A 19,499-nucleotide genomic window follows, 5' to 3' on the forward strand; every position below is an offset into this window, starting at 1 on the left:
CGCCCGTCACGCCGCCCGTCACGCGCTCGGCCTGCTCCGAACGCACCCGTCGCGTGCCCCCAGCACGTGCTCGTCAGGCGTGGGAGCGGTCCCGGCGGGCCCCGGTGCCGGTCGTGTTCGGCGTAGCAGGTGGTCAAAGGCGTCTTTCCAGGTAGAATGTGCAGCAGGCGCCCGGCGTGACGAGTGTGACGACCACGCTGTGACCCCTGTCGTTCCTGGGCAGGCGCCGCGAATGGGTGCGTGCACACCTTTCCCGCAGCTCCATCGGAGAGCGCGGTCGAGAGGCCCGGCCAGGGCTGAGTGCGCGCTGGTACGAGAGAGGCTGATCACCCTGACCGCTGAAGTAGAAGCACATCTGGACCCGGTTCTCCTGGAGCACAGCGAGACCGTCCCCGTCGAAGACACGTCGCACCCGCTGCAGGCCGACGCCCCGGTGCGCACCGACTCCCCCACGTTCGCCGAGCTCGGCGTGCGCGACGAGATCGTCAAGGCGCTCGGCGAGGCCGGCATCGAGCGCACGTTCGCCATCCAGGAGCTGACGCTCCCCATCGCGCTCGCCGGTGACGACGTCATCGGCCAGGCGCGCACCGGCACCGGCAAGACCCTCGGGTTCGGCGTGCCGCTGCTGCACCGCCTCGACACGCCCGGCGACGGCACCCCGCAGGCCCTCGTGGTCGTCCCCACCCGTGAGCTGTGCCTCCAGGTGACGCAGGACCTCACCGCCGCGGCGAAGCACCTGGGCGTGCGCGTGACCGCGATCTACGGCGGCATCCCCTACGAGCGGCAGATCGCACAGCTGCGCAAGGGCGTCGACGTGGTCATCGGCACGCCGGGCCGCCTGCTCGACCTGGCCGAACAGCGCCACCTGGTGCTCGGCAAGGTCGGGATGCTGGTGCTCGACGAGGCCGACGAGATGCTCGACCTGGGGTTCCTCCCCGACATCGAGCGCATCCTCAACATGGTCCCCGACCAGCGCCAGACGATGCTGTTCAGCGCGACCATGCCGGGCCCGATCATCACGCTGGCCCGCACGTTCCTGACGCAGCCGACGCACATCCGCGCCGAGGAGAACGACGCCGGTCAGACGCACGAGCGCACCAAGCAGTTCGTGTACCGGGCGCACTCGATGGACAAGCCGGAGATGCTGGCCCGCGTGCTGCAGGCGCGCGACCGCGGCCTGTCGATGATCTTCGCGCGGACCAAGCGGACCGCCCAGAAGGTCGCCGACGACCTGACCGAACGCGGGTTCGCCGCGGCCGCCGTGCACGGTGACCTGGGCCAGGGCGCGCGCGAGAAGGCGCTGCGGGCGTTCCGCAGCGGCAAGGTCGACGTGCTGGTGGCCACCGACGTCGCCGCTCGCGGCATCGACATCGACGACGTGACGCACGTCATCAACTACCAGTGCCCCGAGGACGAGAAGACCTACGTCCACCGCATCGGCCGCACGGGTCGCGCGGGGCGCGAGGGTGTCGCCGTCACGTTCGTCGACTGGGACGAGACCGCGCGCTGGAAGTCGGTCAACGACCTGCTGAACCTGGGCCAGGACGAGCCGCTGGAGACCTACTCCACGAGCGACCACCTGTTCGCGGACCTGGGCATCCCGTCCGGTTCCACGGGCCGGCTGCCGCTCAGCCACCGAACGCGGGCCGGTCTGGACGCCGAGGAGGAGGAGAAGCTCGACGACGGCAAGCGCAAGCGCCGTCGCCGCACCGGCACCAAGGGCGCGGGCGAGCAGGCCGCACCCGAGGCGGCCGAGGAGACCAGGCCGAAGCGGTCCCGGTCGCGCACCCGCAGCCGCGGTGGCGTGTCGCTCGCGGGTGAGCAGACCGAGGCGCAGGCACCCGCCGAGGCCGCCGAGAACTCCGCGTCGGACAAGCCGCGCCGGCGCCGTCGTCGTCGAACCTCTGCCGAACAGGCCGCTCCTTCGGCAGACTGATCACCATGTCCACCCCCGGTTCCGACGTCACCGATGTCGAGGACGTCCTCGACGAGCCCGAGCACGACCCGGCGCCCGTCGAGGAACGTCCGCGTGCCAGGTCCTGGCGCACCCGCGCCGACTTCGTCGCGGTCGCGCTGATCGCGGTCGCCGCGGTCGTCGCGTCCGTGCTGACCTGGGCGTTCAGCGATGCACGGGCCACGACGTCGGTCACCGGGCCGTCCACCTGGCCGCAGCTGCCCGAGGTGGCCGCCCTGCCGCCGACGCTCGGCGAGGTCTGGCGCGCGAAGAGCGGTGCGACGCCGTGGCCGGTGGTCGTCCAGACCCAGCTCAAGGAGACGGGCGAGGAGAAGCCGTCGACGGTCGTGACCGGCGACGGCGGCGAGGTCACCGGGCGCGACCCGCTGACGGGTGACGCGCGCTGGAGCTACACCCGTGACCTGCCGCTGTGCGTGGTGGGCACGGGCTGGGGCCGCGCGATGGCGCTGTACTCCAAGGGCACCAACTGCTCCGAGCTCACCTCGCTCGACGGGGTGAGCGGTGAGCGGAAGGCGCAGCGCACGGGTGACGCCGAACCGGGTGCCGCGCTGCTGAACGAGGGCTCGCACCTCATCACGACCGGCGACCGGTTCGTCGAGGTCTACCGCCGCGACGACCTGGTGCGCTCGATGGAGTACGGCGCGCTGCGGGCGATCGTGAACCCGGGCAAGCAGCCGCGGGTCGGCTGCTCCTACGGCTCGATGGCCGTCACGTCCGGCCGGGTGGCGCTGGTGGAGCGCTGCCCGGACGACGGCTCCGACCGGATCACGGTCCTCAAGCCGAACCCGGACAAGTCCGACGAGCCCAAGGTGTTCGCGAGCGTGCTGACCGGCGGCAAGAACGCCCAGGTCGTCGCCGTCACCGACCGGCTGGTCGCGGTCGCGCTGCCCGACCCGGGCCGCATCGTCGTGTTCGACGCCGAGACCGGCTCGCAGGTCTCCGAGGCGCCGGTCGACCTCCCCTCCACCGACTTCACCGACCCGCCGCGCCACGTGGCGCGGTCGTTCACGACGGCCACGAACGTGTTCTGGTTCAGCGGCTCCAAGACGGTCGCGCTGGCGCAGGACTCGCTCACTCCACAGTGGACCGCGGACGCCACGTCCGGTGCCGGCACCACGCTCGCGGGGCGCGCGTTGGTCCCGGTGCGCGAAGGCCTGCGGGTGTACGAGCAGGCCACGGGCGCACTGGTGGGCACGATCCGGGTGAACCGCGACGACTGGACCGGCCCTGTGCAGCTCGCCACAGCCGGACCCGTGGTCCTCGAGCAGCGTGGCGAAACCCTGGTGGCGCTGCGATAGTTCGTGAGGTGTACTCGCAGATCAGCCCGCACCGGGCAGCACGCGTCGACCTCCCCGGCCGCTACGGCACGATCGCGGCGTTGCGCGCGCCGGCGGTCGACGACGCGCTGCGGGTGACGGCACTGCTGGTGCCGGGGTACACGGGGTCCAAAGAGGACTTCTGCCCGATCCTCGACCCCATCGCGGACGCCGGGTTCGAGGTGGTCGCCATCGACCTGCCCGGCCAGCAGGACTCCGCCGGTCCCGACGACGAGGCGCTGTACCGGCCGGGCCCGCTGGGCGCGGTCGTGGCGGAGCTGGTCGAGAAGATCGCCGCGGAGGGCCGCCGGGTGCTGCTGCTCGGCCACTCCTACGGCGGTCTGGTGGCGCGTGCGGCGGTGTTCGCGGGCGCACCGGTCGCGGGGCTCACGCTGATGTCGTCCGGCCCGGCCGAGCTGCCCGCCGGGGAACGCCGTTCGGTGCTGGAGGTCGGCGAGCACGTGCTGGCCGAGCAGGGCGTCGAGGGCACGCAGCGGCTGAACGAGCTGCGGTCGTCGCGGAACCCGGCGTGGGCCGCGCTGCCGCAGGAGCTGAAGGACTTCTACCGCAACCGCTTCCTCAGGTCGCCGGCCGCCGCGTTGCTCGGCATGGGCAACGGGCTGCGTTCCGAACCGGACCAGGTCGCGAAGCTGTCGCGGGCGCTGCGGTCGTCCGGTGTGCCGGCGCTGGTGGTGTGCGGTGACGCCGACGACGCGTGGAGCCCGGCCGTCCAGCGGGACATGGCCGAGCGGCTGGACGCGGACTTCGCGGTGCTGCCGGGCGTGATGCACTCCCCGAACACCGAGGCACCGCACGAGCTGATCGCCACGCTGCTGCCGACCTGGCGGGCCTGGCTGGCCCCGTGACGAGCACGCGGCCAGCCGGAACGCGCGGTCGGTGGCCGTCACGTCGAGCGTGACGGTCTCGAACCCACCGGAGCAGACCGGGCCCTCGCGGTAGGTGCCGCCGCTCGCGATGCCGCCGAGAGGACGAACGCGAGCAGCACCGCCCAGTCCGCGCACCCGCCGTGCTCCTCGCCGACGCTCAAGCTCTCAGGCCCGAGCCCAGCCCCCTACGCCCACCAGAACGTCCACAGCGTCGCCCCCGACACCGCCAGCACCGCGAGCGAGGCCACCGGTGCGCGCCAGTCGGCGTAGCGGTCGGCCACGATCTGGCCCGCGATGACGAGCACCGCGGCCACCACGTGCGCGGTCACCGAGAGTCCGCCGGGGCCCGGCAGGTCGCGGGAGTTCGCGTAGAACTGGACGCCGATGTTCCCCAGGGCGAGCAGCACCAGGCCCACCGCGAGCACCCCGCTCACGGCGCGCAGGACTCCGCTCATCCGCGCCGGCCGCTTTGCTTCGACTTCCACCTCAGCCACCCTACGGGTCCCCGATCACCCGCGGCCGGAGGGCCGCCGGCGGTCTCACGGCGCCAGCAGCGACCACGGCTCGATGGCCGGTGCCGCCGCCTGCCCCTCCGGGCAGCTGCGCCGGAAGTCGCACCACTGGCACTGCCTTCCGGTCTGCGGCGGGAACAGGACGTCCTCGTCACCGCCCGCCTTCAACGTCTCCGCGGCCAGGTCGATCTCGTCCGCCGCCTCCTCGGCCCGCCGCACGTGCCGGGCCAGCGACTCCTCCGTGTGCTCCCACACCGCCACCGACCCCGACGGCAGGTGGTGCAGCTCGACGCGGCGGCACGGCTTGCGCAGCGTGCGGCGCGCGGCCAGCGCGTACAGCGCCAGCGCCTGCGAGCCGCGGGCGTCGTCGGCGTCCAGGACGTGCCGCCCGGTCTTGTAGTCGACGATCACCAGCTCGCCGTCGCGGTGGTCGATCCGGTCGACCCGCCCCTCGGCCACGATCCGCTCGGTCGGCGACGACACCCACCGCTCCACGCCCAGCGGCTCGAAGTCGACGTCCAGCCCCGCCACGTAGTCGTGCACCCACCCGCCGGCGCGGGCCCGGTACTCAGCGGCCTGCTCGGCGTCGCGGAAGCCCTCCGACTTCCACTGCCGGTTCACCAGCGCCACGGCCTGGTCCGGCGTGCGCTTCTCGGCGGGCAGGTCGAACAACGCCTTCAACGCGTTGTGCACGACCGCGCCGAGCGTGTTGTGCGCCCAGGCCCCGCCCCTCGGTGGAGAGGGCCGGTCCAGGTACGTCATCCGGTAGCGGCGCCGGCAGCTCGTCCACGTCGAGAGCTTCGCGGGCGTGACGCGCACGAGCCGGCGTGGTGCCGCGGTGCCGAAGTCGAAGCCGAGTTGTTCCACCCCAACCAAGTTACTCAGTCACCCTGACATTTTTGGATTGCCCCTGCTTCGCGGGCGGCGGTGCGTTCGCGGAAGATGAACGGCATGGAGATCTGGCACAACCCGCGCTGCTCCAAGAGCCGCGCCGCCAAGCAGCGCCTCGACGACGAGGGCGTCGAGTACACCGAACGCCGCTACCTCGACGACGCCCCGACCGCGGAGGAGCTCGACCACGTCCTCACGCTGCTGGGCAAGGAGCCGTGGGAGATCGCGCGCACCAAGGAACCGGCCTACCCCGCCACCCTGGAGCACGACCGCGTGAAGTGGATCGAGCACATGGTCGCCAACCCGAGCCTGATCGAGCGCCCGATCCTCATCGACGGCGACAAGGCGCACATCGAACGGTAGAAGCGCTAGACGCCCGACGTGATGAAACCCTGCACGGACGACGCGACGAGCTGCACGGCGATCGCGGCCAGCAGCAGACCGGCGATCTTGGCCATCAGCAGGATTCCGCTCTCCTTGAACACCTTGATCAGCAGCCCGGCCGACCGCAGCGTCCCGAGCAGCACGAGGTGGACGGCCACGATCGCCGCGGCCAGCGCCAGGTAGGAGCCCACCACCCCGTCGGCCTGCCGGACGAACACGATGGTCGCCGCGATCGCACCCGGCCCGGCCAGCAGCGGCGTGCCCAGCGGCACCAGGGCGATGTTGACGTCCTCGACCTCGGGGTGGTTCGTCGCGCCCTTGCCGGTGAGCAGGTCGAGCGCGATGAGCAGCAACAGCAGCCCGCCCGCGCCCTGCAGGGCGGGGATGCCGATGTGCATGTAGGCCAGGATCGAGTTGCCCGCGACGGCGAACAGCGTGATCACCAGGAACGACACCAGCACGCCCTGCCGTGCGGCGCGTTTGCGGGCGTCGCGAGACTTGCGGCCGACCAGCCCCAGGAACACCGGCACGGTGCCGGGCGGGTCCATGATCACCAGCAGCGTGATCGTGGCCTCGATGAAGAGCCGCACGTTGAACACGAGTCACCTACCCCACGAGGATCTTGCCGCCCGTCGCCCGTTCGGCCAGAGCATCCAGCACCTCCGGCGCCGTCGTCTCCGCGCCGAGCCGGACGGTCTTGTTCGTGCCGTGGTAGTCACTCGACCCGGTGACGAGCAGCCCCAGTGACCCGGCCAGCGACCGCAGCGCCGCCCGCGTCTCCTGGTCGTGGTCGGGGTGGTCGACCTCGACACCGGTCAGGCCGATCGAGGCCAGCCACTCGACCACCGAGGGTGCCACGACCGGGCCGCGCGACCGGGCGAAGGGGTGGGCCAGCACCGTCACGCCGCCCGCCTCGGTGATCATCTCGATCGCGCGCTCGACGGGGGTGTCCGTGCGGCCCACGTAGTAGGCGCCGCCGGTGAGGAACGTCGCGAACGCCTCGTCGACCGACGCCACGACCCCGGCGCGGATCAGCGCCTGCGCGAGGTGCGGGCGACCGGCCGGCGCGTCGAACGGCAGCCGCTGCATCAGGTCGACCGGGTCGACCGGGAAGCCGTCGGCCTGCATCATCTCGGCCATCTTCTGCAGCCGCTGCCTGCGCTCCTGGCGCAGCCGCGACTGCTCGACCATCAACGCCGCGTGCGTCGGGTCGTAGAGGTAGGCCAGCAGGTGGACCGTGATCGTGCGGCCGTAGCCGTCAGGGCACTCGCACGACAGCTCGGCGCCGCGCACCAGCCGCAGGCCGGGTGGCAGCGCCGCCGTGGCCTCCGCCCAGCCGGCCGAGGTGTCGTGGTCGGTGATGGCCACCGCGTCGAGCCCGGCTCTGGCCGCCGCCCTCACCAGCTCGGCGGGGCTGTCGGTGCCGTCGGACTCGGACGAATGGGTGTGCAGATCGATGACCACGTCGTCCAGTGTGGACGACGTGGTGCACAGCCCGTGTTACGGGACCATCTTCTTCCCGCGGGCAGCCCGCTGCGCCTTGATCATCGAGAACCGCTCGGCCTGCGCCTTCTTGTCGCCGAAGGTCAGCTCCGAGATGGCGTCGTAGACGTCCTCCGGGTCGGGCAGGAACTCCAGGCGGTTCAACGCCTGGATCTGACCGGCCGACTCGACGATCAGCGTGCCGTAGCCGAACATGCGGCCGGCCACCGTGCGCTCGTAGGTGAGGTCGGTGACCTTGCCGATGGGCATCATCGCGACCTTGGTCTCGAAGACGCCCGACGTCAGCATGAACCGCTTGTCGGTCACGACGATGCGCTCGACCCACCACTCGATGATGAAGTAGGCGAGCCGCAGGAGCACCAGCAGCGCGCCGTACCACAGCACGTTCTGGATCACTCCGGCGTTGGCCGGGAGCAGGTACGAGATCATCATGAAGCCGGCGAGCAGCGCCGCCGCTTCGAGCACGTCCCAGATCAGGTACGACCAGTGCCTGCGCACCCGGATGACCCGACGCTCACTCGACAGCAGGTAGTCGTCTGGATCACGTGGTGCGAACATGCGCTACCAGCCCTTCCTGGTACCAGCCAGTGCCCTGTCTGCCCTGCTCCTGGCCTCCCAGCGGGAGCCGGGGAGCCTAGAACAATTGTCGCACGAAGGTGATCAGGGCCTCAGCCGCAGTGCGGAGCGAGTTGAGGATGTTCTGCACCAGCTGCGCTGCTTGCTGGGGCTCCGCGATGAGGAAGAACAGCAGCAAGGCAATACCGGCGAAAGTGAGGATCTTCTTCAAGTTCACGGTGTCCACCCCGTCCGCGTTCGCACCCGTTTGGCGCCGTTCGTGACCGTTGTACAGCACGACCGATCGCCTTGGGAGATTTGTACCGCAGCTGGGGTAGTCCACCGCACCGCCGTTCCGGTGTGACTACGCTTCGTGATCATGACGGGGAGCAGCGGGGGCATGATCCGGTGTGTCGGCGGCGTCGTGCATGACTCGAACGGGCGACTGCTGCTCGTGCGACGGGCCAACGCACCAGGTGAGGGCCTGTGGTCGATACCGGGTGGGCGCGTGGAGCCGGGTGAGGCGGATGAGGCTGCTGTGACCAGGGAACTGCTGGAGGAGACCGGTTTGGTGGTCACGGTTGGTCACCTCGTCGGCAGCGTCGAGCGACCGGCCCCGAACGGGATTTTCCTCATCCACGACTACGAGTGCCAGGTCAGGTCGGGTGTGCTCCGAGCGGGCGATGACGCCTCGGAGGTCGCTTGGGTGGACAGTGCGACCTTGGCCACACTTCGGACCGCCGAAGGGCTCGTGGAAACGCTCTCCGGCTGGAACTGCCTGCCCAGGACCTGATCGGGGTTCACACGAACGGGCGGCGGCCTTCAGCGCCAAACGAGACGTTGCCCGTGCGCCTCGGTCGTCGCCAGGGTCGCACTGGAGGGTTCGCCGTCACGCACCCGGATGAGGCGCACCTCACCCTCCTCGTGCGCCGCCCACCAGGAGTCCCTGCCCAAAGTGGACAAAGCGGGCACCAGGTCGAGTCCCGACCCGCTGGTGACGACCACGAGCGGCGCGTCGATCGGGTCGGCCGCCTTCGCGAGGTCGGTCACCGGGTCGCCGGCGACCAGGCGGGGCGGGTTCTTGCGCAACACCCCCGACGCGACGCCGAAGAGCCGCAGCCGCTCCGGCTGGTCGGCCCACACGCAGGCCTCCAGCCACGCGTAGGCGTCCTCGTCGGCCAGGTCTGCGGGCGAGATCCCGATCCCCGCCTTCGCGGCCACCTTGACCGCCTTGGGCAGCTTCGGCAGGACGGCACCGGGCGCGAGCTCCAGCGCGCAGTGCAGGCCCAGCGCGGCCTTGGCGGGCCCGGCGACGACCTGGCCGGCCTCGGCTGTCTGGTAGCGGTAGGAGTACTGGTCGAGCCCGAGCAGCAGGCCCGCGGTCGTGGCGGCCTCGACGAGCCCGATCGGCCCGCCGGCCTGCTTGGCCGCGGCGGCCACCGCCGGGTAGAGCAACGCGGCCCGGCGCACCTCGTTCGTCTGGACCACCTGGGTGGAGACCAACGCGCGCACGCGTTCGGAACGCTCCAGCAGGAAGTCCCGGAAGAGCGGCCACGTGCTCTCGTCCGCGCCGTAGGTGCCGCCCAGCGACGGGTAGTAGTTCGAGAGCCGGTGGAACGGCTCGGCCTGCACGAGCCGGTGCGCCGCCGCCAGGAGGAGCTCGCCCGTGGCGTGCTCCTCGCCGGCGGCGGTCAGCAGGTCGGCGACCTCCGGATCCTCGGCGGCGCGCGACGCGAGGTGCTCGTAGAGCGGCGAGGTCGCCGCCGCCTCCAGGGCGAACTCGCGCAGGCGCTGTCGTGCCAGGTCCAGAGAAGTCACTTCACTACCCCACAATCAGTCCGCCGCAGGTTCAGGGCGCCCGGGCTGCTCGCCACCGCGGGCCTCGCCGTAGGACTGCTTCGGCACCATGACCTTGCGCCTGAAGATGCACACGACCGTGCCGTCCTGCTTGTAGCCGCGAGTTTCCACGTAGACCACGCCCCTGTCGTCCTTCGACTTGGACGGCGTCTTGTCGAGCACCTCGGTCTCACCGTAGATCGTGTCGCCGTGGAACGTCGGCTTCACGTGCCGCAGCGACTCGATCTCCAGGTTCGCGATCGCCTTGCCGGAGACGTCGGGCACGGACATGCCCAGCAGCAACGAGTAGACGTAGTTGCCGACGACGACGTTCTTGCCGAAGTCCGTCGTGTTCTCCGCGTAGTTCGCGTCCATGTGGAGCGGGTGGTGATTCATCGTGAGCAGGCAGAAGAGGTGGTCGTCGTATTCCGTCACCGTCTTGCCGGGCCAGTGCTTGTAGACCGCTCCGACCTCGAACTCCTCGTAGTACCGACCGAACTGCACCGCGCCTCCAACTACGTGTGATCGAGATCTGTCCCAGGTGGGGAGACAGTGTTATGGGAGGGGGAGTAGTCTCGGCAACCGGTGTGTGAGGATTTCCACCACCGACGACTTCGCCCCGAGGAGGTGAGGACCCCTAAATGAGCAAGGACCCCCACCCTGCCAGTACCAAGCGCGTCCTCACCGAGGTGGCCCGCTAGATCGTTCCAGTTCTAGGCGGTTCGAGCTTTCCCGGTCAGGACGCCCGTCGTGTTCACGATCTTCGACGACGTGTGGCCCTGGAGGAACTCACCATGCCCAGCCTGCCCTCGATCCGCGGCCGCGGTGCGCAGCAGCGCCCCGCACCGCCGCACATCTCCGTGCCGTTGTCGCACTACGTGGTCGACTGCGCGGTCTACGTCGACGGCAAGCGCCTGCCCGGCCGCTGGACCCACACCGACGCGGTGAAGGAGGTCCGCAAGCGCAAGGACGGGTTCGTCTGGATCGGCCTGCACGAGCCGGACGCCGAGCAGATCGAGGGCATCGCCGAGACGTTCGGGCTGCACGAGCTCGCCGTCGAGGACGCGGTGCACGCGCACCAGCGCCCGAAGCTGGAGCGCTACGACAACACGCTCTTCATGGTCTTCAAGACCGTGCGCTACGTGACGAACGAGTCGCCCGACACCGCCAACGAGATCGTCGAGTCCGGCGAGATCATGGTGTTCCTGGGCAAGGACTTCGTCATCACCGTGCGGCACGGCAACCACTCCGGCCTCTCCCGGCTGCGCCACGTGCTGGAGGACGACCCGGAGCGACTGGAGATCGGCCCCTCCGCGGTGATGCACGCGATCGCCGACCAGGTCGTCGACAACTACCTCGAGGTCACCGACCACATCGAGGACGACATCGACCGCATGGAGGAGCGGGTCTTCGCGCCGCGCACCGAGGTGAGCGCCGAGCAGATCTACATGTTCAAGCGCGAGGTCGTCGAGCTGCGCCGCGCGGTCATGCCGCTCGCGAACCCGTTGCGGCGCTTGGCGGAGGGCTACACGCCGCTCATCCCCGAGCAGGTGCGGGCGTTCTTCCGCGACGTCGACGACCACCTCACCGAGGTCTCCGAACGCGTCACGGCGTTCGACGAGCTGCTGACCACGCTGGTCGACGCGACGCTCGCGAAGATCACGCTGCAGCAGAACACCGACATGCGCAAGATCACCTCGTGGGTCGCGATCATCTCCGTGCCCACCATGGTCGTCGGCGTGTACGGCATGAACTTCGACTACATGCCCGAGCTCAAGTGGAAGTTCGGCTATCCCCTGGTGATGAGCCTGGTCCTCATCGCCTGCCTGACGCTCTACCGAATACTGCGCCGAAATCGCTGGCTGTGAGTCCTGATTTCGCACGCATTCTTCGTTGTAGAAGGGCCCCGTCATGACCAGGCTGCTGACCAACATCCGGTTCTGGATCCTCGCGTTCCTGCTGTGCTGGATCACCACCGTGTTCGTGCTGATCTCCGGAACGCCCTGACGTGCACGACCGGCTGCGCAACCTGCGCTTCTGGATCCTCGTCTTCGCCGTGGGCTGGCTCGCGATGGTGTTCGTCTCCATCGCGACCTGGTCCGAACCCGGTGGGGACACGCCGGAGGAGCTGGCGGCGGAGGTGACGAGTGCGTTGCGCGCCAACGACTTCCACCGGCTCCAGCCGTTGCTCGCCGTCGGCGGCGAGGACGTGGCGAAGTCGACGGTCGAGCACTTCGCGACCGCGCGCGTGGACGGCGGGTTCTACCGCGACGGCGCCGTCGTCGTGCAGTACACCCGTTACGGCACGCGGTCGGAGTTCACGGCGCCCGTCGAGGAGAGGGACGGCCGGTACGTCGTGAACCTGGTGGTCACTCCCACGGGGTGACGTTCCAGGTGAACGGGATGCCGTGGCCCTCGCCGACGCCCAGGCACAGCGAGATCCCGGCCGGCCAGAGCTTGAGCATCAGCGCGAACCTGTAGTCGATCTCGCGGCGCGGTTCGAACACCAGCAGCGCCAACGGTGCCGTGGGCGTCGCCCTCGCCGCCGCGTCGGCGAGCACGGCCCTGCCCATCGCCCGGTCGGCCGGTGAGACGTACTGCCAGACCACCGAGTGCCACACGACGGTGAGCACGTCGCGTTCGGCGCGGGCCAGCTGCCGCGCGAGCCACTCCGGGCCCGCCGACCGGTCGACCCGCACCGGGTCCGCCGCGGCGAGGTCGAGCGCGGCGCGCAGCCGGTTCCACCGCAGCGGCTGGTCGGCCCAGACGAACGAGCTCAGGTGCAGCCGGCCGTCCTCGGTGGACACGTCGACCGGGTCGAGGTCGCAGCCGGCGCGCCCGACGACGCGCAGCCGGTGGCCGAGGTCGGCGGGCGGGCGGCCGGTCCACTCCGGGTCGAGCACGAGGGTGCTGCCGGGGTCGCCGAGCACCCGGTCCGGCAGCCGGTAGCCGACGTGGTGCGGGCGCAGGTTGAGCCCGCCGCTCGCACCGACCTCCAGCAGCCGCACGCAGAACGGCACGTGCCGGCCCGCCGCACTGGCCGCCTCCTGCGCCGCGACCAGCAGGCCGCCGTAGAGGGGCGCGCTGCGGCCGGGTTCGTTCGTCTGCACGACCGTGGCGCCGACCCGCCGCCGCAGCAGGTCGGCGTGCTCGTCGAGGGCGGGCAGCGCGTCCTCCCACAGCCGCGGCAGGTCGGGCCGGCCGCCGACGGACGGGTAGTGCTTCGCGAGCGCGGGCGCGCGTCCTTCGAGGACGAGCCGGTGCACGGCCCCCGCGAACCGCAGGCCGGGCACGCTGCCCTCGCGGTCGCGTTCGGCACCGGCCATGACCCGCGCGGTGACGCCGCCGCGCCGGAGGTCCTCGGCGGCGTCGGTGAGGAGTCGCTGGGTCAGCGGACTGCGGTCGCGGCACCCGTGGGCGGCCGCGGCGAACAGCTCGGCAAGCACGCCGTCGACGCTAGTGGCAGCGCTGTCCCGCGTCATCCCGGCGCAGCGTCATTACGCTGCTGGAATGCCTCGAATTCTGGCGGTGGCCGACGAAGTGGTCGAACAGCTGTGGACCGATCAGGTGCACCAGCACTCGGACGTCGACCTCGTCCTGGCGGCGGGCGACCTGCCGTTCGACTACCTGGAGTTCCTGGCCAACGCCCTGGACAAGCCGCTGGTGTTCGTCCCCGGCAACCACGACGCCGACCTGTCCGGCTACTCGAACGTGCGCGGCCTGTGGACCAAGGCGGGTGTGCCGGTCCGCTGGCCAGGTCCACCCGGTGCGGTGAACGCGGACGAACGCGTGGTCGACGTCGCCGGCCTGCGGATAGCGGGCCTCGGTGGTTCGATCCGCTACAACAGGGGTCCGAACCAGTGGACGGAACGGCAGCAGGCCCGCCGCGCCCGCCGGGTCTCCCGGCTGGCCGGGTGGCGCAGGCTGCGGGACGGACGTGGCGTGGACGTGCTGCTGACCCACTCACCGCCGCTCGGCTGCGGCGACGAGCCCGACCCACCCCACCGCGGCTTCTCCTGCCTGCACGACCTGGTCTCCCGCCTGCAGCCGGGCTTCCTGCTGCACGGCCACATCCACCCGCACGGCGTCCCGCGCCCCGACCGCCTGCTGGGCGGCACGCGCGTGGTCAACGTCGTCGGGCACAAGGTGCTGACGATCCCCGGAGCCCCCGATGAGACGTGACACCGGTTTCCCCCTCGCCGACGCCGAGAACGACTTCACCCGCGCCCGCCGCCGCCAGGTGATGTCCCGCCTGGCGGCCTGGCTGCGCCGCGAGCCGGACGACGTGAACATCATGCTGCCGTTCCACGAGGTCGTGGACGCCCTCGGCATGGTCTCGGAGAAACGCCTCGGCCTGCAGAACATCCGCCTCGACTCGATCGTCGGCAGCGTCGACCGCGGCCGCGACTTCGACCGCCGCTTCCGCCCGACCTCCGGCCGCGTGCGCGAACGCTGGCAACGCCTCGCCCTGGCCGCCCGGCGTGGCGAGAACGTCCCGCCGATCGAGGTGTACCGCATCGGCGAGCTGCACTTCATCATCGACGGCCACCACCGCGTGTCCGTCGCGCACGCCATGGGCCTGTCCACGATCGACGCCTACGTGACGCAGGTGATCACCCGGATCAACGCGGCCGGCATCCGCTACCGCGGCGACCTGATCGTGAAGGACTACCGCCGCCTGTTCCTGGACCGCGTGCCGCTGACCGGGGAGGCCCGCGCGGACGTCGTCCTGTCCGACCCGTGGGACTACGCCGAGCTCGGCGAGTGCGTGGAGGCGTGGGGCTTCCGCCTGTCGCAGGACGAGGGCGAGTTCCTGGACCGCGCCACGGTCGCCCGCCGCTGGTACACCGAGGAGTACCGGCCGGTCGTCGCACTGCTGCGGCAGGCCGACATGATCGGCGACCGCACCGAGGCCGAGGCCTACCTGTGGGTGGCGGCGGAGCGGTACCGCCTGATCAGAACGCACCGCTGGGACCCGGAGGTGATCAACGCCGTCCGCGCGGAGGCACGACCGCCCGGCCGGCCGACGCGCGGGTAGCGGGCTGGGAGTGTGGCGGCGCGGGCGGGGCGTGGGGTGCTGGGTTGCGGGCTAATGGCTTGCGGGCCGGGCGGGTGGTGGGCTGGCGGGTGGCGGGTGGCGGGCTGGCGGGTGGCGGGCTGGCGGGTGGCGGGCTAATGGCTCGCGAGCCGGGCGGGTGGTGGGCTGGCGGGTGGCGGGATGGCTGGCCGCTGGCCAGGCTGGTGGTGGGCTGGCGGGTCACGGGCTGGCGGTCGCGGCCGAGCACACCGCCAACGCTGCCCGCGTGCCGGACACGGCTCGCGGGCGACGCGGGTCGCGGCCAAGCGGGTCGCGGCCAAGCGGGTCGCGGCCAAGCGGGTCGCGGCCAAGCGGGTCGCGGCCAAGCGGGTCGCGGATGAGGCAGATCGCGGCCCACGCCGACCGCAGACCGGCGCCAACCGCAGACCGGCGCCCGTCGCGGACCGGCGGGACGCGAGCAGGCGGGACGCGGGCAGGCCGTGCGCCGACCACGGCTCACGGGCCGACGCTGATCGCGACCAGCGGGTCGCGGCTGAGGCGGATCGCGGACCGACGCCCGCCGTCACCCGCCCTCTGCCAGCCGCCCCTGCCAGCCGCTCGCTGTCAGCCGCCCACCGTCACCCGCCCACTGCCAGCCGCCCGCCGTCAGCCGCCGAACTCCCGCTCCACCACCTCCGGCCAGGTGCCGTCGGCGAGGCCGCCCGCCATCAGCACGTCCCGCCAGTCGACGTGGCTCAGCTCCACGAGCTTCCTCAGCTGCCCAAGGCTCCCTCCTGCCGCCAGCACCACGGCGGCGTGCACCCGTTCGACGTCCTGGTTGCCGGTTTCGGTGCCGGCCAGCTCCCGCAGGGCTTCGCCCGCTTCCTCGGGGCGGAAGTCGGCTCGCACCCGCGCGACCACCCGCTCTGACGCGTTCATGACCGCGACGGTAACCGGCAACCAGCGCGGCTGGTCGGTGCGCGACCGTTCGGCCGACCACTCGGCGCGGCACGGCGAACGAACGGCCCGCCGCTGTCATGGGCACACAGGACCACCCGCCCCGCACCGGGCAGCCGCCGACCGGTCGGCGCGTCCGTCCTGCCGGTCAGCGCGGTGCGACACGGGGGCTGTCCGCGTCCGGCAGGGGGCGGGCCTGGTCCAGCACCTCGTCGGTGTACTTGTCCAGCAGTCGCGTGCCGATCTGCTGCGCGTAGCCGAAGATGACCGCCCACAGCAGCAGTGCCGCGGCCGAGGGGATGCCGATCAGGCCGCTCGTCACGCCCGCTCCCAGGGCCAGGATGCCGACCACCGCCAGTGCCGCGCCGAGCATGATCTTGATCAGCGCCTGGTAGCCGATCATCACGTACGGCGAGAGCGATGGCCGGCGGCGCAAGAGCAGGACCACGGCGGCCAGCACCGCGCCGAACGCGCCGAGCACCTGCACGAGCCAGACGTCCACTCCGGACGCCTTGGCGGTGCCGCCGGGGCAGACCGTCGGCAGCGCGTTCTCCTTCGGGTCCACGCACAGCGGGATGATGCCCGGCTTCACGATGCTCACGACGCCGAGCACGGTGTTGATGACGAACAGCACCAGTGACGCCGCGATCAGCTTGTTGCGCAACGCCCGCGAGCCCGCGTGGGCGAAGTCCGAGTTGTCGTACGCCGCCCGCAGGGCGTCGACCACGATCGCGCGTTCCACCGCGGGCGTGAACTCCCCCGGCCGCAACGACTCCAGGGCGCGGCGGCGGGGGTCGTCGTCGTCCAGGTACTGCGCCACGCGCGCCTGCAGGCCCGGCAGCCGGCCGAGGAAACCGCGCTCCGCCGAGATCGTCGCCACCTCGGCCTCGTGCAGCGCGCGCCAGGCCCGCTCGATGTACCAGCCCGACCACCACGACGGCACCATGCGCCACCACGGCTCGCGGTCGGTCAGCATCGCCTCCACCACGGCGGCCTGCTCCTCGGCCGTGCGGCGCCAGACGTCGCCCTCCGGGTCGACCGGGTCGGACGGGCCGAGCGCAGCCAGATCCGCGCGGACCCGGTCCAACCGGGACTGCACGACGAGTCGCCAGTCGGTGACTCTGGGTTTGCGATCGGCCATGGACCGATGGTGACAGGCACCACTGACAATTTCCGCAGCCATCCGTGTGACGTGCGGAAACGTCACCCGAGCGCCTCAATCGGTGATCACATGCCCTGGAAGCGGACCGTGACGGCAGGTCCGCGCGGCCGCCGCGGGCTCAGGCGGTCTGCGACGGCTCCACCAGTGCGCGGAGCCGGGGAGGCATCCTCTTCTCCAGCCCGTACGGTTCGAGGTGGGCCTGCAGCACGCCCGTGAACGCCCGCTCCACGGAGGCGGTGTCCCAGTTGTCGCTCTCCAGGATCGGTTGCTTGAAGTACGGCTGCCCCACGATGTGCAGCTGCCTGCCGTTGCACCGCACGACCTGCCCGGTGATGCCCTCGGAACGGTCCGACAGCAGGAACAGCACCAGCGGCGCCACCTTGCCCGGTGTGCGGTCGGCCGGAATGGCGCGCAGGGAACGTTCGGACTTCCACACCATTCGCGTGTGGGCGACGGGGCAGACGGCGTTCACGCGGATGCCCTCGGACTCCAGGTCGAGCGCCCACGAGTAGCTCAGCGACGCGACCGCGCCCTTGGTCGCGGAATAGGTGCCGAGTTTGCGCTGGCCGAAGGAGGCGCCGGAGGAAATGTTGATGATCGAGCCGCCGCCGGACCCGCGCATTGCGCGCATGGCGGCGATTCCGACGTAGATGACGCCGAGCACGTTCACCTCGACGACCTCCCGGATGGTCTCCGGGTCGTCCTCCCACGGCAGCGTCTCGTAGTTCAGGCCCGCGTTGTTGACCAGGCCGTCGATGCGGCCGAACTCGTCGACGCACAGGTCCACGATCTTCGCGGCCTCGCTCGGGTCCGCCACCGTGTGGTTGGAGGCGACCGCGCGGCCGCCGTAGCCGCGGATGTGCTCCGCCACGTTCTCGGCCAGGTCACCGTCGTTGTCGTTGACCACCACCGAGGCGCCCGCCAGCGCCGCGTGCATCGCGTAGGCCTCGCCGAGTCCTCGGCCCGCCCCTGTGATGACGACGGCTTTTCCGTCCAGGATCCCCATTGCACGCTCTCTTTCGGTTCTCGGCGGTGGTTCCCCTGACCCCCCTGTGGCCCTGTACCCGCCTTCGACAAGCGTGCGGACCAACCGAAGCGGTGCTCACCACGTTTCGTTGAGGTGACGCTGCCGAGCGCCCAATGGCGCAGCGAGTTCACCCCGGCAGATGACCCCGACTGATCGGCCCGGTGGTACCCCGGGCTTTTGCCCTCACCTGTTCGAGTGACAAATTGCGAGGAAAACACCCAAATGGTCCCCGAAAGCATCGAAAAGGGCCGCCTCCCGCTGGGGGAGGCGGCCCTGAATTCGACAGTTCACCGGTCCGTGTAGGTCAGGTTCTTGCCGCTGGACGGGTCGAAGAGCTGGATCTTGTCGGCGTCGAACCAGATCTCCGCGGGGGAGCCCGCGGTGGCACCCGACGCCGACGACAGCCGCGTGACGAGCGAGATGCCGTCACCCGGCACGTCGTCCGCGCCCATGTCCGCCGCGAGGTCCTGCAGGTCGGCCGAGGTGACCTGCTCGCCCTTGAGGTTGAAGTAGGCGTACTTGTCCGAGCCCATCGACTCCAGCACGTCCACGTTGGACGTGAACTTGCCACCGGAGGACAGCACCGCGCCGTCCACCAGCGCCGCGTCCTCGAAGTGCTCCGGGCGGATGCCCATGATCACCTCGCGGGGCGCGTCGGCACCCTCCAGCAGCTGCCGCACCCGGTCGGTCAGCGTCACGTCGCCGAGCGCCGAGCGCAGGCCGCCGTTCTCCAGCGACGCCGGCACGAAGTTCATCGACGGCGAGCCGATGAAGCCCGCGACGAAGAGGTTGGCCGGGTTGTCGTAGAGGAACTGCGGCGCGCCGATCTGCTGCACGATCCCGCCGCGCATGACGACGACCCGGTCGCCGAGGGTCATGGCCTCGGTCTGGTCGTGCGTCACGTACACCGTGGTCGTGCCGAGCTGCTTCTGCAGGCGCGACACCGAGGTGCGCATCTGCACGCGCAGCTTGGCGTCCAGGTTGGACAGCGGCTCGTCCATGAGGAACGCCTTGGGGCTGCGCACGATCGCGCGGCCCATGGCCACGCGCTGCCGCTGGCCACCGGACAGGTTGGACGGCTTGCGGTCGAGGTGCTGCGACAGGTCGAGGATCTCCGCGGCCTCCTTGACCTTCTTCTCGACCGTGGCGTTGTCGACCTTGGCCAGCCGCAACGGGAAGGCCATGTTCTCCTTCACCGTCATGTGCGGGTACAGCGCGTAGGACTGGAACACCATCGCGATGTCGCGGTCCTTGGGCGCCTTCTCGTTGACGCGCTGCCCGCCGATGCGCAGCTCGCCGTCGGTGATGTCCTCCAGGCCCGCGATCATGTTGAGCGTGGTGGACTTCCCGCAGCCGGACGGTCCGACCAGGATGATGAACTCGCCGTCGGCGATCTCGAGGTTGACCTCCTGGACGGCCAGCGCGCCGTCGGGGTACCTCTTCGTCACCTTGTCCAGAACGATCTCTGCCATTGGTC

General features: G+C 70.9%; 22 protein-coding genes. 9 read left to right on the top strand and 13 right to left on the bottom strand.

The features are described 5' to 3' along the window. Positions 1–232: 232 nt before the first annotated feature. Genes ACVDFE_RS01060 through ACVDFE_RS01070 form a run of 3 tightly spaced genes read left to right on the top strand, consistent with a single transcriptional unit; the run spans position 233 to position 4,157 of the window. Positions 233–1,936: a DEAD/DEAH box helicase gene (locus ACVDFE_RS01060; RefSeq protein WP_458429281.1), complete on the top strand. Its 1,704-nt coding sequence runs from the start codon at positions 233–235 to the stop codon at positions 1,934–1,936. 5 nt (positions 1,937–1,941) lie between these two features. Beyond that, entirely contained in the window at positions 1,942–3,273 is a 1,332-nt protein-coding gene (locus tag ACVDFE_RS01065; RefSeq protein ID WP_458429282.1) for an Rv3212 family protein, read from the top strand. Positions 3,274–3,281: 8 nt separating this feature from the next. Next, positions 3,282–4,157, top strand: a complete 876-nt coding sequence (locus ACVDFE_RS01070; RefSeq protein ID WP_360386315.1) for an alpha/beta fold hydrolase — start codon at positions 3,282–3,284, stop codon at positions 4,155–4,157. Positions 4,158–4,363: 206 nt separating this feature from the next. Here ACVDFE_RS01070 and ACVDFE_RS01075 read toward each other — a convergent pair whose 3' ends face one another. Both ACVDFE_RS01075 and ACVDFE_RS01080 read right to left on the bottom strand, forming a co-directional pair. Beyond that, entirely contained in the window at positions 4,364–4,663 is a 300-nt protein-coding gene (locus ACVDFE_RS01075; protein ID WP_360386312.1) for a hypothetical protein, read from the bottom strand. Positions 4,664–4,717: 54 nt separating this feature from the next. Further along, positions 4,718–5,557 (bottom strand): RecB family exonuclease, encoded by an 840-nt coding sequence (locus tag ACVDFE_RS01080; RefSeq protein ID WP_458429283.1) that lies wholly within the window; start codon positions 5,555–5,557, stop codon positions 4,718–4,720. An 84-nt stretch (positions 5,558–5,641) separates the two neighbouring features. Between ACVDFE_RS01080 and ACVDFE_RS01085 the strand changes: the two genes are divergently transcribed. Beyond that, positions 5,642–5,944 carry an ArsC/Spx/MgsR family protein gene (locus ACVDFE_RS01085; RefSeq protein WP_360386308.1) on the top strand — a complete coding sequence of 101 codons (303 nt, stop codon included), beginning with the start codon at positions 5,642–5,644 and terminating at the stop codon, positions 5,942–5,944. Between the two features lie 5 nt (positions 5,945–5,949). On the opposite strand, the gene ACVDFE_RS01090 is transcribed toward ACVDFE_RS01085, so the two are convergent. The 4 genes from ACVDFE_RS01090 to ACVDFE_RS01105 form a co-directional block, all read right to left on the bottom strand. Then, positions 5,950–6,564, bottom strand: coding sequence for a MarC family protein (locus ACVDFE_RS01090; RefSeq protein WP_458429284.1), 615 nt, complete (start codon positions 6,562–6,564; stop codon positions 5,950–5,952). Between the two features lie 7 nt (positions 6,565–6,571). Further along, positions 6,572–7,429, bottom strand: a complete 858-nt coding sequence (locus ACVDFE_RS01095) for a PHP domain-containing protein (RefSeq protein ID WP_360386303.1) — start codon at positions 7,427–7,429, stop codon at positions 6,572–6,574. Between the two features lie 36 nt (positions 7,430–7,465). Beyond that, entirely contained in the window at positions 7,466–8,026 is a 561-nt protein-coding gene (locus ACVDFE_RS01100) for a PH domain-containing protein (RefSeq protein WP_360386300.1), read from the bottom strand. A gap of 76 nt (positions 8,027–8,102) precedes the next feature. Further along, the gene (locus ACVDFE_RS01105; protein WP_170067890.1) at positions 8,103–8,261 is read right to left on the bottom strand and encodes a hypothetical protein; all 159 of its coding nucleotides are present in this window, start codon (positions 8,259–8,261) and stop codon (positions 8,103–8,105) included. A gap of 141 nt (positions 8,262–8,402) precedes the next feature. On the opposite strand from ACVDFE_RS01105, the gene ACVDFE_RS01110 reads away from it, so the two are divergent. Next, entirely contained in the window at positions 8,403–8,816 is a 414-nt protein-coding gene (locus ACVDFE_RS01110; protein ID WP_458429285.1) for an NUDIX hydrolase, read from the top strand. A 29-nt stretch (positions 8,817–8,845) separates the two neighbouring features. Here ACVDFE_RS01110 and ACVDFE_RS01115 read toward each other — a convergent pair whose 3' ends face one another. Further along, positions 8,846–9,841 (bottom strand): DUF2332 domain-containing protein, encoded by a 996-nt coding sequence (locus ACVDFE_RS01115; protein WP_458429286.1) that lies wholly within the window; start codon positions 9,839–9,841, stop codon positions 8,846–8,848. Positions 9,842–9,856: 15 nt separating this feature from the next. Then, the gene (locus ACVDFE_RS01120; protein WP_360386292.1) at positions 9,857–10,363 is read right to left on the bottom strand and encodes a MaoC family dehydratase; all 507 of its coding nucleotides are present in this window, start codon (positions 10,361–10,363) and stop codon (positions 9,857–9,859) included. Positions 10,364–10,653: 290 nt separating this feature from the next. On the opposite strand from ACVDFE_RS01120, the gene corA reads away from it, so the two are divergent. Both corA and ACVDFE_RS01130 read left to right on the top strand, forming a co-directional pair. Beyond that, a complete protein-coding gene (gene corA / locus ACVDFE_RS01125; protein ID WP_458429287.1) occupies positions 10,654–11,727 on the top strand; it encodes a magnesium/cobalt transporter CorA in 1,074 nt (357 codons plus the stop codon). Positions 11,728–11,867: 140 nt separating this feature from the next. Then, entirely contained in the window at positions 11,868–12,245 is a 378-nt protein-coding gene (locus ACVDFE_RS01130; protein ID WP_360386287.1) for a hypothetical protein, read from the top strand. Here the strand turns inward: ACVDFE_RS01130 and ACVDFE_RS01135 are convergent. Further along, positions 12,229–13,305, bottom strand: coding sequence for a DUF2332 domain-containing protein (locus ACVDFE_RS01135; protein ID WP_458429288.1), 1,077 nt, complete (start codon positions 13,303–13,305; stop codon positions 12,229–12,231). The two genes, ACVDFE_RS01130 and ACVDFE_RS01135, sit on opposite strands and share 17 nt — an antisense overlap. A 64-nt stretch (positions 13,306–13,369) precedes the next feature. On the opposite strand from ACVDFE_RS01135, the gene ACVDFE_RS01140 reads away from it, so the two are divergent. Beyond that, positions 13,370–14,041 carry a metallophosphoesterase family protein gene (locus ACVDFE_RS01140; protein WP_458429289.1) on the top strand — a complete coding sequence of 224 codons (672 nt, stop codon included), beginning with the start codon at positions 13,370–13,372 and terminating at the stop codon, positions 14,039–14,041. Beyond that, a complete protein-coding gene (locus tag ACVDFE_RS01145; protein ID WP_360386279.1) occupies positions 14,031–14,897 on the top strand; it encodes a ParB N-terminal domain-containing protein in 867 nt (288 codons plus the stop codon). The genes ACVDFE_RS01140 and ACVDFE_RS01145 overlap by 11 nt, the downstream gene beginning before the upstream one ends. A gap of 645 nt (positions 14,898–15,542) precedes the next feature. On the opposite strand, the gene ACVDFE_RS01150 is transcribed toward ACVDFE_RS01145, so the two are convergent. The 4 genes from ACVDFE_RS01150 to ACVDFE_RS01165 all read right to left on the bottom strand — a co-directional run bounded on the left by ACVDFE_RS01150 (position 15,543) and on the right by ACVDFE_RS01165 (position 19,494). Further along, positions 15,543–15,815 (bottom strand): hypothetical protein, encoded by a 273-nt coding sequence (locus ACVDFE_RS01150; RefSeq protein ID WP_458429290.1) that lies wholly within the window; start codon positions 15,813–15,815, stop codon positions 15,543–15,545. A 166-nt stretch (positions 15,816–15,981) separates the two neighbouring features. Then, positions 15,982–16,974, bottom strand: coding sequence for a hypothetical protein (locus ACVDFE_RS01155; protein ID WP_360386274.1), 993 nt, complete (start codon positions 16,972–16,974; stop codon positions 15,982–15,984). Positions 16,975–17,113: 139 nt separating this feature from the next. Further along, positions 17,114–18,001, bottom strand: coding sequence for an SDR family NAD(P)-dependent oxidoreductase (locus tag ACVDFE_RS01160; RefSeq protein ID WP_360386271.1), 888 nt, complete (start codon positions 17,999–18,001; stop codon positions 17,114–17,116). Between the two features lie 308 nt (positions 18,002–18,309). Next, a complete protein-coding gene (locus ACVDFE_RS01165) occupies positions 18,310–19,494 on the bottom strand; it encodes an ABC transporter ATP-binding protein (RefSeq protein WP_360386268.1) in 1,185 nt (394 codons plus the stop codon). Between the last annotated feature and the right edge of the window lie 5 nt (positions 19,495–19,499).

The organism is Lentzea chajnantorensis, from assembly GCF_054300775.1.